The sequence below is a fragment of the Psychrosphaera saromensis genome (genome assembly GCF_002954545.1).
GTDB classification, from domain to species: domain Bacteria; phylum Pseudomonadota; class Gammaproteobacteria; order Enterobacterales; family Alteromonadaceae; genus Psychrosphaera; species Psychrosphaera saromensis.
Genome location: NZ_MSCH01000003.1, coordinates 1837991 through 1853984, shown reverse-complemented (window position 1 = coordinate 1853984; position 15994 = coordinate 1837991). Strand labels below are relative to the sequence as shown.

The window sequence follows — 15994 nt, the reverse complement described above, 5'->3', positions numbered from 1 at the left end:
TTTTTTTGTATTTATCACAATAATATATACGTTTCATTTTTAATAGTAACGTCTAACCTCCCAATCCAAAACATCGCAACAAACCACTATAGTTAATTCATAAAAATATTAACTTTTTTTAAAATACGGCCTAAAACTTGCTCCAATACTGTTAGTATTTAGATTACATTAATTACAGTAAAGGTTTTTCCCATGTTAATAAAAAACACTCTTATCAGTTTAACTTTAGTTATATCTTTAGGGGCTTCTTTAAGTGCAGAGGCTGGAGTTAGTTTTACTAATTTGCGAATTTTTATTGATAATAAAACTAATAAACAAGATTTTACCTTACTTAATCGTGGTGATACGTCAGAAAATTGTCAGATAACGTTAGTAGATTATAATGTCGCAGAAGATGGTTCTTTGACAGAATTAGTGGGAAACCAACAGGCTTCAAATAGTGCTAAACCTTATGTACGATTGTCGCCAAAACGAGTGAATATCAAAGCACAACAATCACAAAAGTTAAAAATTATCGCTAGGGGTTACAGAAAAGCAAAAAGCAATGAGTTACATAGTTACTTATCCATTGCATGTAAGCCAATAAAGAAGCAATTAACTTCAACATCTGGAAGTAATGGTCAATACGCCCCAGCAATGGAACCGAGATTTATAAGCCGTATACCGATAATTATTAGAAAACAACAAGTACCTGTTGTTATAGATTTTTCAGATATTTCATTTACTACAGAAGGTGAAAATACGTTGCTTAACTTCACTTTGTTAAAACAAGGTGAGCGTTCAACTTATGGTAAGTTAAAGTTACTTGATGAAACGGGTAACCAGGTAGCAATAAAATCTAGTGTCTCAGCTTATATACAGGCAAAAGCAATTAAACATACATTAAAATTCAAAAACGTTGACAGCACAAAATTTACCCTTATGTATGAAGAAAACCCTGACTTTGGTGGGACTGAAACCAAATCAATTGAAATTACTAAACCTTAAAAGGCTAAAATTGATATGTTAACGTTTTTTCGATTTTTTTCGTTTATTACTATTATTGTTTTATTACTTACTTCTACTGCAAGCTTTTCACAGCAAGTGCAAGTAAATGAACAAGAACTAGATTACGAGATATTTGATATCGTATTAAAAGAAAAAACGTTATATCAAAGTGCTGAATTTTATCGCACTAACGATGGCAGCATATTAGCACCACTGCAGTTAATTGAATCGTTATTGGAAATAGACTTAACTTATAATCCTGATACAAGGCAATTTAATGGCGGGTTTGCCGACATAAAAATTGATACTAACTTGCAACAAGTTTCATCGTCTATAACAGGCCCTACATATTGGTCGAACACCGAACAAGGGTATTATTTTGATATTAAGTTAATATCTAAACTGCTCCAGTCAGAATTAATCATAAACTATAATATCTTATCTTTAATTATTACCCCCAAAGACAAAACTTTAACCTTCCCCATTGAAGTTAGACTATTAAGAGAGTCAAAAGAGTTAGCTTACTTACCGACAGATACAGTCCATTATAATTTCATGGTTGACGATCAATACCGTTTGTTCACACCGCCAAAAGGCCAGGTAGCCTTAGGCTTAGCGAATAATAGTTCGGATACGACTCTTAATACTAACTTAAGTTTATATGGGGACGTATTAAACCATGCAGCCAATTTAACGCTTAATACCAATACAGTAAGTAAAGATGTTGCCGGCCGATTGAATTTTAAGCGTGACCAAGTAAGCCCTAATAAAAAGATTTTAGGGGTACTTAATAATTATTCATTTGGTGATGTATCTAATACGTTAACCCGATTTGGTATCCCGGTAAGTGGCTTAGGCTTTAGTTTTAGTACCATAGATAAACGTTTTAATAACTATTACGGTAAAGCAATTATAGATGAAAATGTACCAGCTGGTTGGGAAGTCGAGCTTTATCGCTACGGGTTGTTAATAGCCATAACAACAGCAACAGAAGACGGTAGAGTATTATTTGAAGATATAGATGTAAATTACGGAACTAACAGATTTACATTGAAATTATATGGCCCTTATGGGGAAACTGAAACCAGAAACTCTGATGTTATTGTTGGTAATCAAATAATAAAACAAGGTAATGTCGATTTTACCGTCAACTATGTAGATCAAACCAAATCTATTTTTAACAACTCCAGTTCAGATATCAACTCAGAGTTTATTCCTACCTTCTATATGCAATCAAATATAGGTTTGGGGAATAAGACCAGTCTAGGATTAGGCTATTTAAGCCAAGAATATGCTGGTATAGCAAGTGATAAAGACGAGCAAGTAATTTTATCATTATCTAAATCACTACCAAGTTCCTTATTAGATATAAGCACTACTTTTAATGACACTGATGAATATAACTACAATATAAATTTAGTAGGTGCTATCGGTCAACAGGATCGTTATCGATTAACGGCATTGAGTAATAAAACAGATACAGTAGAAAATAATAAAATTACAGGATACTATTTTAGTCGATTTGATAATTTTACTATTACAGGAGTATCAAGCTTAACTGAGAATATATATACAACTGAAAAAAATGATATACAAAATTATCAGTTAATTGTAGGTACACCAATTTTGGGGGCTAGCATTAGTAACAAATTTGATTACACCAAAACCCATACCGACATTATTACCGTTCCCGATAAAGAAATAATAAAAGGAGAGCTTAGTGCTACTAAAAGCTTTGGCTCTCTAGTAACGTCACGATTCTCCCTTAATTACTTATTAAATCAAATAGACATACAAGAGCCAGGTATTACATCTGCACACTTAAATACCAATTGGCGTACCTTAACGCAAATGAACGGTTCATTAGACATAAGTCTGTATGAAAACGATCAATATCAAATAATAAATCGTTTTGCCTGGAAAACTAAAAAAATAAACTTCACCAATAATATAACTTATTCAAGTTTAACTAAGTGGACTGTCGGCATAGGTATCACGTTCAATTTAGATTATGACTATTATAAAAATGAGGTGAATTTACAAAGTGAATACACCGCACAATCATCAACATTAGATTTATTTGCGTATCATGATAGAAATAAAAGTGGCAATTTTGATGAGTTTGACTCGGCATTAAGCGGTGTTAAATTTGGATCTGTGACCTACTGGGACGACCTTCCTACCAATAGAAGAGGTTACACTTATTTACCTAATGCTCGTATAGGTAGACCTTTTAAAATCGATTATGACACTAGGGAAACCAAGTCAGATTTATTGTCGCCTGTATATGATGATGTGTATTTTTATACTCATGCCGGTGGTGTGACTTCATTTGACGTACCGTTTAATTACACTTCCTATTTAGATGGCTTAATTGTTAACTTATCTGATAAAACGGTGCCTCCTAGTATCCCTTTAGAATTAGTTACAATGAACAACAAAGTGCTGAAAACATTTAAAAGTGATTTTAATAGTAGCTATTCTTTAGAGAAAATGTGGCCTGGTAAATATAAAATACGAATTGAACCTGGCTATTTAGACAAGCTAGGTTTAGTTTCATTGCCAGCTGAGCACTTAATTAATATAAAAACAGGCACAAACTTTGTTGATGTTCCAGATTTCGAATTAATCAATGTAGAAGAGCACGTAAAAAACACATCAGAATTAGCCCATAATGAATTTTATACGGTTCAGTTTGGCGCATACGATAGCAGGGAATATTGTGCATTAAGAGTAGCACAGTTGAAACAATCTGGTTTTGCTGATGCGTTCTACATTATTGAAGGAACTAATTGTAAAGTCTTTGTTGGTGAGTTCCGCACCGGTGCTGCCGCTGACGAATATAAGAGTACCATGCCTAAAACCTTAGTTGATGATGGTTTTACCGTCATTTATCGAGAAGGCGAAGACATTTACTCAATTCAAGTGGAAGCCTATTCAATACAGTTATCGGCAGTGATAAAAGACGGGAAATGTGACACTGCTGCATTTGAAGAGATAACTAGAAAACTTGACCATTTATACATAGTTGAAACTGATTCTTATTGTAAGCTGTATTTAGGTGATTATACCTCACCACTAAATGCTAGGAATGCACTCGATAAGTTACCTGATAGCGTTAAAAAAGGAGCGTTCCTTGTTAAACATTAAACGAACTTTACTCATCTCACTTTTATTACTACCTAAACTTAGCTTTGCTGCTGGGGAAGTATTAACCGTAGTACAAGACATAAACTTTGGCGAGACGGTTCCAAGTTCCGGCAGTTGCGAAATGGATGTGATAACTGGGGAGATTACGCCAGCTAACTTATGTGTATCCGACGGTGTGCTTGGTATATATACAATTACCGCAACAGCAAATACCAATATAGAAATCAAAGCAATATCTACCGTTGGAGATGTTAATGGTTTTATATTGGAGCCTACAATAAGGCTCACCAATAATTTAGGTGATGAAGCGACTAATCTAAATCCCGATACTTATATAGACTTCAGTACAGGCTCTGACGGTTTAATTACTGTTTATATGGCTGGTACATTAACGTTTCCAGGTGGTTCCGCTAGCGGCAGCTCACAAAGCCTTAGTGCTGAATTGGAGTTTACTGAAGATCCTTAATCTTTAGACTTCTCCAATAGCGGATAAGGTTAACGATAATGCATATTAGTATTCGTTAACCTCAGTCTTTTTGCTTAAGAAGTTTGGGATATTTGCCACCTCCATCGGCTTAGAAAAATAATATCCTTGCAGAAAATGCACACCTAGCGAGGAAAGTTCGTTGGCCTGCTCTTCGGTTTCCACACCTTCTGCTACAACCAAAAAGTCTAACGATGAAGCTATATTCATAATTGCAGAAATAATGGCATAACCATTACTGTTCATTTTATTGACAAATGAGCGATCAATTTTCACTATATTTACCGCTAAGTCCTGCATTACTGACAAAGAAGAATAGCCAGTACCAAAGTCATCAATCGACACTTTTATCCCTCTGGCTTGCATGCTCTTAATTTGATGCGATAAGAAACTAGTATCTGACTCAAAAACAGACTCTGTTATTTCTATATGTAATAACTCAGGAGACAAACCACTGCTTAACAGCGCATCATCAACTATTGCAATAAAGCACTCATCTTTTAATTGGCTTACCGAGACATTAACACAAACTGATACGCCAATATCATTACCCCAAGCGCTTGCTTGCTTACAGGCATTTTTTAATACCCAAGCGCCTATTTCGTGAATTAAACCATATTGCTCAGCAATAGGAATAAATACATCCGGTGGAATATTTTCATCATCAAACTGCCAACGAAGAAGCGCTTCAAATGATACAAGTTTATGGTTTGTAGATAATACTAAAGGCTGATAAACCAATCTTAACTGTTGTTTCTCAATTGCTTTTGTCAGCCCATCCTTCATTCTTAATTCATGAAAATAGAGTTTTTCCATTTCTCCAGAAAAAACACCGACCGAGGAAGGAGCCTGTTTCTTCTGGTAGTACATGGCCATATCTGCAGATTGAATAAGGCGATCTTCTGTTACCGCATGTTCTGGATATAAAGCGATACCTATTGTCGCACCTACAGATAACACACTATTTTCCGTATTATGTGGTTCACTGAGCCTAGCGATTAACTTAGCTGATTTTTCAATAGCTTCAGCTTCTCCTGTATTTTCAAGTGCTATAAGAAATTCATCACCGCCCCATCGACATAATAGTTGGGTATCTAGATCGCTTTGTTTTAAACGTTCAGCCGTTTTTCTCAAAATTTGATCACCCGCTTGATGACCAATTGAATCATTAATCTTTTTAAACCCATCCAAGTCTATAAATAACAGAGCAAACGTTTTATCAGCACGGTTAATAACCGACTTTAAGTGATTTAGGAAGGCTGTACGGTTAAATAAGCCTGTAAGAGGGTCTAAGTTTGAAAGTTCGTAAATTTTGCGCGTACGTTGTTCAACTTTCTCTTCCATACGATGTAGCAATACCGTATTTTCATTTCTTAAATATAAGGTATGAAGGGTAAACTCAGCTGATTTTTTTGAAATAATAAACATCACAATACTAAAAGCAAACCCCAATATGCCAAGTAATCTCAATGCATATTCGTCTGAAGCTAACAAACCTATTGAGCCTGGAGCCAGTAATATAAAAGCATAAAACATAGCAGTAGGTTTATGCGCTGCCAACACAGTCGCAGAACCACCGGCCATAGAGGCAACAACAATAATAGTCGTAGTCAATTCTATGCCGTTGTTATAGATCGTCAAATAAACTAAATACACCGACCACAGAACCGCAGTTGGGTTAGCGCCAGCAATAAACCGATTAACCGCACGCTTTCCGTCGAACTTGGTATTTTGTAATTTAATTTTCCACCAAATAACATCAATCCCCCTGAGCACCAACAAAGAGGTCATTACTAACCACCATATTTGTTTAAATGAATCAGTAAGGGGATCATGAAATGCAAATACCAGAAAACTAGAAGCTAACATGCTCACCAAAATGCCAGAAACTGCATTACCATATAACAATATGGCAGCATCGCGTTGCATATACTTATTTAGCTCGGGAGCGCTACCAATCAAGAAACACCTCTAATGTTATTAACCTTATCTACTAAGGGTATAACAAATACCAAAATTCTCCATTTTGAGAGCCGATTAATCATGCTTTATAGTTCAACCGAGTAAAAAACAAGCAAGATTAAAGCAAAAAAGCTCAATTAACCAACCAATAAAGTTTATTATACAACCACACCGTAGGTTTTTAATGCATATACGTTAATGTTTTTGAATAAAAAAATGGGGAGTCAGTCTTATTATGCCAAGTATAAAAGCTTAAGCCGTGAACAAATAACAGGAATTGATAGGTTAAAAGTTGCCAGCACATAGATACAAGTTGCCGGGTTTTGGTTTTGGTTTTGGTTTTGGTTTTGGTTTTGGTTTTGGAGAGATTATAAAGTAATAAGGGATTAGCTAGATTTAGGAAATTAAAAAGCCTTGAAACTTAACATGCGTCAAATTCCAAGACCTTATATCAATTAATTAAGTTGAAGTTCTGGTTTTTCTTCATCGCTTTCAACATCATTGCGCACTTCGATACCATCAACAAAATCTTTGAAAAAGTAATCAGAAATATATATCTGTTTAACCGCTCTAATTTTATTTGAATCTAGGTATTTCAAGGTCGATAACAAAATGACTTTATCATTAATTGATGTAACCGTAATGTCTAACACACATTCATTACCGTTTAGCTTACCTCTAGGGTTTCTGTCGTTGAACACGTCAAAACCAAATCGTTTTAATGTCAGCTCAAATCCAGACTCTATTAAAATTTCAGTTTCACGAGTCTTATAGCCTTCATCGACATTAAATAAAACAGGTCTAATGATAATAGGTGAATCAATTAATCTCTCATCTAAATTAGAGATTAAGTCCATTACAACATACTCAACTTGAGAGTTTAATAAGGTTAATTGATCTTCCGAATTATTTGATTTAATGGTGTCATAATTGACCTGTTGATAAGCGTTATAATCATTGATTATGGTTTTCTTTAGATGCATCTCATTTGAGATAACAGGCAACATTGACGTTGATTTAACACCAGTAGGCTCAACAGGTTTTGAGCTACAGCCAACAAATACTAATGAACTGGCTACCAGAAGAAATTTTGTTTTATTCACGATTTACTACTCCTAGTTAGCTGATACAGCTTTGTTTGTATCAAACGGCACTATGCTGTCTAAAATAAAATACGGCACTAGCTTTTTAGCCGAGGAAACCACTTTCTTAGATTCAATATCAACAATCCGAGCGTTAACCCAAATGCCTTGTTTATTGTAAATTAACGTACCAACCAACACATATTTCATCACGCCATTTAGCGTTAATTTTGTATTATTGCGTGAGAAGATAAAGTCTCCACTGCCCTTCACTTCTACACTGTCTTGAACTTTATAATCAACAACCATTATGCCATTACGCTGTAATTCAAATATAAACTCTTCGGCTAAAATAGCGCCTAACATGTTTATAGAGGACAAGCTTGTTGAGAACTCCACAAAAGGCGTAATACCAACAGAGGCGCCATCAACAGGAACCAACATATTTTGTAGTAAGTCAGTTGCGATTTGTTCAACGTATTCACCCAGCATCACACTGTTTGAGCTGGCTTCTAATGTATGCGAGTTCATCAAATCAGTATCGATATTCGATCCTGAGTTACTTATATTTTTGTTAACGATTGCTCCGCAAGTTACAACCATTCCACTTTGAGAAACACAAATAGTATCGTTCGAGTTAAGCATACGTCCTGACATTTTAGAGGTCGAACTACAAGCTGCTAAAGTACTGACTAAAAGCAGTTGCAATATATGTCTTTGTCTTAATTTTAAAAGTGCCATAGTACGCCCTACAATTAATTCGAAGTTAACGGAATGCCGTCATTTACACTGCCAGATATTAATGAATTGATCACGCTAGCTGGGATAAACCCTTGCGCAGATGCGACCACCGCCTTTGAGTCAATACCAACAATACGAGCATTAACCATATACCCTGCTAAATGCCTTACTAAGGTTCCTGCAACGACATAACGAATTGGTAAATCACTATTTAGCTCTAGGAAGTCTCGGCTTAATACAAAGTCGCCACTTTGAGAGACTCTGATGTAATCCGTTGTTTTAAAATCAAGAACCGGTATACCAAACTTATGAACTTCATGAATAAAGCTTTCAGACAATTGTTTACCAACCAAATCTGAGTTTTCAAACGAACCATCTAAAAATACAAAGTTTGTAACCGCAACAGGCGTTGAAGCATTTACATATTGTAAGTTACCGACCAACTCTTGCATTAAACCACGAACATAATAGTTCACATCTTTAATGCTTTGAGAGCGATTACCACGGCGCTGGTAAGCATTGCCCATGTTCGATAATAATTTGTTGCGGTAACTATCTTGAAAGTTAACCGCTGAATTCGAGTTTTGACCTTGAGAATTCATTCCATTAATAGATCCGTTATTTACAGATTGGGGATCGACTGCTGAGTTGTTAGCTTCTTCTTGTGATCCCATTGTCATACATCCAGACAATACAGTAGAAAATAACAATGGTATTAATAACTTATTCATGACTTGCTCCTAGTATTCGCTACGGTGTAATTGCTGATTTCTCATTGAGATTTTTGAATGATTCCACATACTATTAATGGGAATATAATCCGTTGCTGCAGCGACTACTTTTTTGTTAGAAATGTTAATTAAACGAACATTCACAATCAAACTACTCTCTCTCTGAATGTATGTTCCGGTTAACATAAAATCAGCATTGACTAGTGAATCCAATTCATCCGCATCTCTTGATAACATAACATCAGAATTAGGTCTGATTTTAATTTTTGATAACGCTTTATATTCAACAACGTATAAACCGGCTTGAGTTAATAAGGTCGACAAACTCTCTTGAATTTGTATGCCATACGACGTCAATTTATCACTATCATTAACCACTAATGTTTCAGCAGGTAAAAATGTACCGACAATAATTGGCCGAGAAGTATCAAACATATTGGTTGTGTCAAATAATTGTCTAGCTAGCTTTTCAACGTAATAATGTAAATTACCTTCTGGCATCTGCGACTTAAACGTCAACGCTTCTTTATCTACAGGCCCTTGCTTGTCTGCTGTTGGCTCAGTAAAACTTGCGCAACTCACTAAAGTCAGTAACAAAGGTATCAATAATAATCGGATCATAGGTTTTTCACTCTATCTATTTATAATTCAATAAAAGCAATTACTGTGCCACTGAACTTTATATTATCTCCGTTTCACTTGAAGGTGCTGGATTCAGCTGGAATTAAAAAGGCTTTTAGACAAAGCATTGATTAAAGATAATGGTTATTACCTAATAACGCAGCATAAGGTGTTTCTAAACCAGCCTTTGGGAAAGGCTGAATGAATACAAAAAAATGCAAGGCAACTCAAAAAATAAGTTACCTATGCCTTATATACCCTCACTAAAGAAAACGTAACAAGTATCGTGCCGTTATATTTATAGGACGTATTCAATAACTGTCATTGATTATATGGACTAATCGTCGATAAATTAAACTGTTCTTGCATTATGACTTCGCCATTAATACCTTTTAAACTTAGAGATATAGCAGGGTCGGCTTGTTGCCAATCTATGCTCAAATCCCCATAATTTACTTCATGAGTAAAATTACCTACACGATGTTTATTTGGACTTACCTCTTTCCATCTTTCGGTTAAACCTGAGCTGGTCATTTCAATTAATGGGTAATCTAAATCTTGGTTATAATTTGAAATTTCCCCCCAATGAGTATCTCCACTAATAATGATAACGCCATTCACTTTATGTTTTTTAATTAAGGCAAATAAACGGCTTCTGTCTTCTGGAAAATTAGCCCAAGACTCCCAACCGGTAAAATCTGGCAGTAATTGTAAACTTGATGCAATTAGCTTAATGGCCGCAGGCTTTTTAAGTTCAGCTTCAAGCCACAACCACTGAGCATCACCTAACATAGATGCGCCTTTAACTTTTGTTGGGCTATATGGCCCTTGGTTAGCAAGCTTACGTTTAGTGTAATATTCAATTTGTGAAACCGAGTTAAGCTTATCGCGATTCCAGCGTAAGTCCGGCATGATCACTTGTACTTTTTGTTTACCTTCCCCATAAAAATAAGACGTGTAAATACCATCTACACGAGTACGACGTAATGAGTTTTCAGGTTCTTGCCAAAAGTCGAGCATGATTTGTCGTGATGCTTCTTTATGCGGATATTCTTTACCTGCATCGTTTTGCCCAAAGTCATGATCGTCCCACATAGCAATAATAGACGTTTGTTGTTTAAGCGTTTTAAAACCAGGTTTAGCGCCTAAACGTTGGTATTTGTCGGCTAATACTTGCATATCGTTGGTGTCGCCATAAATGTTGTCACCCAAAAATATAAATAAGTCGCCCTGCTCTTGGTTTATTGCATCAAAAATAGGAATGTCTTTATCTTGATGTCCACAAGAACCAAATAAAATTTTAGATGGCACCGAGGCTGTAGCGGCCAGCGCTGGGGTTGTTAATAAAAGAGTACTCAACATACAACTAGCAAGTATAAATGTAGCTGTTAATTTAACAGCTACAGATTGACGGTAAGTCGAAGATATAAAAGTGCTTAATACCTTGTTCATTTTAAGATCTCGTTAATGGCTTCAGCCATATCAGGATTAATTTGTTGTGGGTTTTGACCAAGTGCTTTTAAAACCGTTGCCGCTATTTGCGCCTGTTTCAGCTCAGTCTTAGTTTTTACTAAACCTTGGACTGTGATGGCAGGACCTATGGCAGCCAGCCAAATATGCTCTGCACCAACAATTCCCTCAGGAAAGCTATTTGAGTCGAGTCCTAACTTAGCCAAAGCTCGTTTTGAACTATGATGCTGCCAATCATTAGCATGACTGCCTCGTCCATGATCTGTGGTAATGATCAAGGTTGTATTATCTTTATAACCCGGTGTGGTTTGAATGGTTTCCCATAAATCCGCAATAAATGCGTCACTTTGTTTCGCTGACTTTAAATATTGATCGTAGTGGCCATCATGCGCAAAATCATCCGTCTCACCAAGGCTTATCACTAGTAGTTTTGGCTTTTTAGCTAACATATAAGCTTTTGCAAAGCGGTAGGTAAAACTGTCTAGCCGTACATTATACCAAGGACTTGGGATCTCTTCCTGCATTGCATTTAACAGGGCTGCATCCGAAAACAAATCTTCTTCTATCGGCATAAACCCAGCATTTACATATATCTGACTACGTTGAGCATTAACAATTGATGGGAATACATCCCAGCTGCCAAACAAAGCCGTTTTGTTTTTAAAGCTAGTTTGTTGCAGCTCTAAACGTTCTAAGATTGTCTGATTAGGATTAGGGATTTTGGCATTACTGTTTATGTTTTCGTCCACTTCTCCTGTTAATATTTCGCTATAACCTGGGTAAGAGAAATACCACGGGTTACTGACCGACATGTTAGAGCCTTGTGCTCTATTACCAATTATCGAACCTTGCTTTGCGATTACTTGCGTAATAAATGGCATCAGTAATTGTTGACGTTTTTTAGCATTATCATGCCAAAACTCTGCTTTTAATTGCTCAGGATGAGCAACAAAATCTGGATCCTCAATTAGATTTTTATCTGCGCCGTTAAACACCTCCTGCCAACGCACGCCATCTAGCGTCACCAGTACTAGATTCTGTGACGCAGTTATTTCTTTGCTAATAGCGAGCGTACTAATTAATAAAGTATTAATTAGTAAAGTAATAAACAAACCTGCTTTGATGATCATCTTCATAATAAGCTCCAATAGAAAAGCCCATCATTTTTAAGCGATGGGCTTTATTGCTTTTGAATTCAAATAATAAGTAATTAACTTATTTATTAAAAGTTCGCAGTAAACGTCAGTGCAGCCGTACGAGGTGCACCAATGAAGTAAGTCGAACCGTTACCCGTTCCGCCAGCTAAATAACTTGTACCTGTTAAGTTATTAACTACAAAAGCGATATCAATAGACTTAAATGGTCCAGTCTCTACTTCAGCAGAGTAGCCAGTGTTGAAGTCTAAAACTGTGTAGCTATCCACATCACCACGCTCACCTGTGTACTTAGCAGATAAACCAAGACGGAAATCACCGCTGTAGTAATCGCTAGAGATAACAAACAAGTCTTCAACTGAGTCGATAACTGCGTCACCAGCGGTAAAGCCAGGAGCGTTGCCTTTATATTCAGAGCTGTTATTAGTATACGAGGTATACATACTCCAAGCAGGAGTAACCATATAATTTGCTGATAATTCTAGACCTGAAGACTCAATACCACCTACATTTAAGTAAGTACCGTTAGTCCCAATAGTGTAATCAATACCACCAGCATCACTACCTGGTGCAATAAAGGTAATACGGTTATCAAACGTAATTGAGTACGCTGTTGCCGTAAGTTTTAATGCATTTGTTTGGTAACGAATACCTAAATCAATATTTTCAGCGGTTTCAGCTTTAATAGCAGAAAGGTCTGAACTGTCAGCTTCAAAAACACCGTCTTTAATAGCAGAGAAATTTTCACTATAACTAGTAAATAACTCAATAAAGTCAGTTGCCTGATATAAAAGACCACCACTTAATAATACATCTGAGTCGCTATTAACTTCAGCGGTTGTCGCACCTTGGTAATGATCATATTTATCTAAATCAACAAGATACTGTTTTACACCTAAGTTAAGCGTAAAGTCGCCAAGCGCCATAGAGTCTTGTGCATACCATTTAAATGTATCGGTATTGAATGTATTTTTATACTGCGTCCAGTAAGGGGTATCATCAAAACGCTGATTTACACTGGCGTTAATCACCTTGTGCCAATCACGTGACTCATCACGTTCAGCTTGCTCGTACCATAAACCCGCTTCGATATCGTGCATGCCTATGCTTAATTGATAATTTGCTGTAACGCCCGAACGATTTTTCTCGTAGTGGGTATGACGGTAAGACATAACTGGTATTGCCGTGTCTGGGTAACAAGCTGGGTTTAGACCTGTACCTGAGTCCCATGGCCAGCTTAACGTTGCTGTACATAAAGCATTTGGCGCTAGTGGATTACCATTGGTGTCAGTAAAACCATAAGAACCTGCATTAGTGCCGCCCTCTGTTGTTGGATTTCCTAATTCATCAACTGGTGATGCTAAGTACGGAGGTATCCAATCGCCACGACCTGAGTTGTTATGATAATAAGGCGTCACTGTAAACGTAGATAAAGGTGAAAGAGCGTATTCAAACTTTAAATACCCTAACGTATTTTCACGTAATGTGCCCCAACCTTCTGCAAACATTTGGTCATAGTGTGGAACACCTGTCCAATTCCATGTTAACTGATCCCAATCTGGTGATTGGTTAAATTGCTCAATGGTGACGCTGTTGTAGTTAGTTTCACTAACATCATCGTAAGATAAACGGCCTGTTACCGTTAACTCATCAAAGTCACTGACAAATTTAACTTCCCCATGCTGGTTATCTTTACCACCATTACTGCCAGAACCAACCCAACGGCTAGTTTCTGTTTGTGAATAGCTCACATAAGCCTGAGTGTTATTAAAAATAGTACCCGTTTCATGTTTGAAATAATAACGTGAAGCGTCATTACTACCCGATGTATAAGCAAACGTAGTACCTTTGTCAAAGCTAGGCGCTTTACTAATAAAGTTAAAGGTTCCACCTAGCGCTTCTAAAGAGGCAGACTTGATATCAGAAGTACCTTGTCCAACTTCAACCGTTTCTAAATTTTCACTGTCTAAATAACGATTAGCTTTAGCACCACCACCGTAGTTAGAACCACCATTTGGAACACCATCTACGGTCATCCCCAATTGTTGCTGATTACCGTCAATACTGAAACCACGCATTGTGATGGTTGTTGACCAATCATCGCCACCAAATGCATCACCTTCATTTATGCTGATACCCGGTAAGTTATCGATAACCGATAAAACACTCGATACAGAGCTTTGTTGCTCCATCATCGCTGGATCAATTACATTGTTTGCGTAACTAGTAGGTTTAGCAACCACGGTAACTTCTTCAATTTCGTTTTCTTTGTCGTTTTTATTATTGTTATCGTTTGCATAAGCAGATGTTGATATAGCCATGGCAATTGCCATGCTCAAAACTGATTTATTAGTGAAAGCGTACATTGTTATCCCATTTATTATTTTTTAAATTAAATTAATAAGCGGACGCAGTATGTTTTTTTAATATGACAATAAGGGTGAATTTTTCTTACAGTAATGTGAAATCTATATGTAAATTTTATGGCTGTAATATGTACAAAAACGACATTGAGTTTCACAAGTCTGTACTAAAAATTATGTATTAAAAATATTGCACGATGTGAAAGTGATTAGGACTGTGTATGGAAAAGGAGTGATAAAAAGAAAGTGGTTCACAAGTGTAACTTGTGGTTTTACTAAACATTTCCATTCAAAGCATAAACTATAAACCTATACTTTGAATGGTCAAAAATACGTTAACTTAAACCGAAAATGGATAAGCTATTGGAGGGTGGCATTCATAACCTTCTATTTCAAAGTCATCCATAGTTACCCAAGTTTCTAAGTCTTCTAACGACTTAATTTTTGGATTAATAATTAACTTTGGTGATGCAAAAGGTTTACGTTTTAATTGTTCATCACGCATTAACTCAAGCTGATCTTCGTAAATGTGAGCATTCACTATCTTGTGATACGCTCTCCCTGCTTTGTTACCCGTAATTTGTGCAATTAACGCTAACAAAACAAACACTTGAACTTGATTAAAATTAAGTCCTAGTGGTACATCACAAGAACGTTGGTAACTGGTTAAGTACAAAGTGTCACCTAACAAAGAAAACGTGTGTGTGTGCATACACGGACGTAAGCAACCCATGTGGAATTCACCAGGGTTATAAAACGATAAGATTTCGCCACGGTCATCAATACCGTTGGAAAGATCGTCGACTAACTTTTTAAGTTGATCAACAAAACCACCATCTGGTTTTGCCCAGCTACGGCCTTGTACGCCGTAAACGCGGCCCATATCGTCTTCACCTTTACGGTGAGGATTGTTCAGCCATGCATCGTTATCATTGGCATTGGCGTTCCATGTATTACAACCGATAGAACGAAAATCTGCGGCATTATCATAGCCACGGATATAACCAAGCAATTCGGCAATAGCGGCTTTCCAATAACTCTTACGCGTGGTGATCATAGGAAATTCGTTATCACCAACGTTATAATTTAACTCAGCATTAATAACCGTTAAACAACGTTTACCCGTGCGTTTGTTTTCTATCCAAGTGCCTTCGTCAACAATGCGTTGGCATAATTCTAAATACTGTTTCATTAATTTAATTCCTGCATTCGAGTTTCGAGTTTCGAGTTTCGAGTTTCGAGTTTCGAG

At 36.5% G+C, this 15994-nt stretch carries 12 protein-coding genes; 3 read left to right on the top strand and 9 right to left on the bottom strand.

Going from position 1 to position 15994, the window contains the following annotated elements; translation table 11 throughout:
* Positions 1–192: 192 nt before the first annotated feature.
* From BTO11_RS08410 to BTO11_RS08400, 3 genes are read left to right on the top strand one after another with little or no spacing between them, the layout of a single operon-like run.
* The gene (locus BTO11_RS08410; protein ID WP_105052187.1) at positions 193–987 is read left to right on the top strand and encodes a fimbrial biogenesis chaperone; all 795 of its coding nucleotides are present in this window, start codon (positions 193–195) and stop codon (positions 985–987) included.
* A 15-nt stretch (positions 988–1002) separates the two neighbouring features.
* A complete protein-coding gene (locus BTO11_RS08405; protein WP_105052186.1) occupies positions 1003–4137 on the top strand; it encodes an SPOR domain-containing protein in 3135 nt (1044 codons plus the stop codon).
* Positions 4124–4603, top strand: a complete 480-nt coding sequence (locus BTO11_RS08400) for a hypothetical protein (RefSeq protein ID WP_105052185.1) — start codon at positions 4124–4126, stop codon at positions 4601–4603. The genes BTO11_RS08405 and BTO11_RS08400 overlap by 14 nt, the downstream gene beginning before the upstream one ends.
* A 45-nt stretch (positions 4604–4648) precedes the next feature.
* Here the strand turns inward: BTO11_RS08400 and BTO11_RS08395 are convergent, their stop codons facing one another.
* The 9 genes from BTO11_RS08395 to BTO11_RS08355 all read right to left on the bottom strand — a co-directional run bounded on the left by BTO11_RS08395 (position 4649) and on the right by BTO11_RS08355 (position 15937).
* The gene (locus tag BTO11_RS08395) at positions 4649–6583 is read right to left on the bottom strand and encodes a putative bifunctional diguanylate cyclase/phosphodiesterase (RefSeq protein ID WP_229793314.1); all 1935 of its coding nucleotides are present in this window, start codon (positions 6581–6583) and stop codon (positions 4649–4651) included.
* 455 nt (positions 6584–7038) lie between these two features.
* Positions 7039–7686, bottom strand: a complete 648-nt coding sequence (locus BTO11_RS08390) for a hypothetical protein (RefSeq protein WP_105052184.1) — start codon at positions 7684–7686, stop codon at positions 7039–7041.
* 12 nt (positions 7687–7698) lie between these two features.
* The gene (locus BTO11_RS08385; protein ID WP_105052183.1) at positions 7699–8406 is read right to left on the bottom strand and encodes a FlgO family outer membrane protein; all 708 of its coding nucleotides are present in this window, start codon (positions 8404–8406) and stop codon (positions 7699–7701) included.
* A 14-nt stretch (positions 8407–8420) separates the two neighbouring features.
* A complete protein-coding gene (locus BTO11_RS08380; RefSeq protein WP_229793315.1) occupies positions 8421–9137 on the bottom strand; it encodes a FlgO family outer membrane protein in 717 nt (238 codons plus the stop codon).
* Between the two features lie 9 nt (positions 9138–9146).
* Positions 9147–9758, bottom strand: a complete 612-nt coding sequence (locus BTO11_RS08375) for a FlgO family outer membrane protein (RefSeq protein ID WP_229793316.1) — start codon at positions 9756–9758, stop codon at positions 9147–9149.
* Between the two features lie 321 nt (positions 9759–10079).
* Positions 10080–11120 (bottom strand): alkaline phosphatase D family protein, encoded by a 1041-nt coding sequence (locus tag BTO11_RS08370; protein ID WP_105053706.1) that lies wholly within the window; start codon positions 11118–11120, stop codon positions 10080–10082.
* Between the two features lie 86 nt (positions 11121–11206).
* A complete protein-coding gene (locus tag BTO11_RS08365; RefSeq protein ID WP_105052182.1) occupies positions 11207–12364 on the bottom strand; it encodes an alkaline phosphatase family protein in 1158 nt (385 codons plus the stop codon).
* Between the two features lie 86 nt (positions 12365–12450).
* Positions 12451–14748: a TonB-dependent receptor domain-containing protein gene (locus BTO11_RS08360; RefSeq protein WP_105052181.1), complete on the bottom strand. Its 2298-nt coding sequence runs from the start codon at positions 14746–14748 to the stop codon at positions 12451–12453.
* Between the two features lie 337 nt (positions 14749–15085).
* A complete protein-coding gene (locus tag BTO11_RS08355) occupies positions 15086–15937 on the bottom strand; it encodes a thymidylate synthase (protein WP_105052180.1) in 852 nt (283 codons plus the stop codon).
* Between the last annotated feature and the right edge of the window lie 57 nt (positions 15938–15994).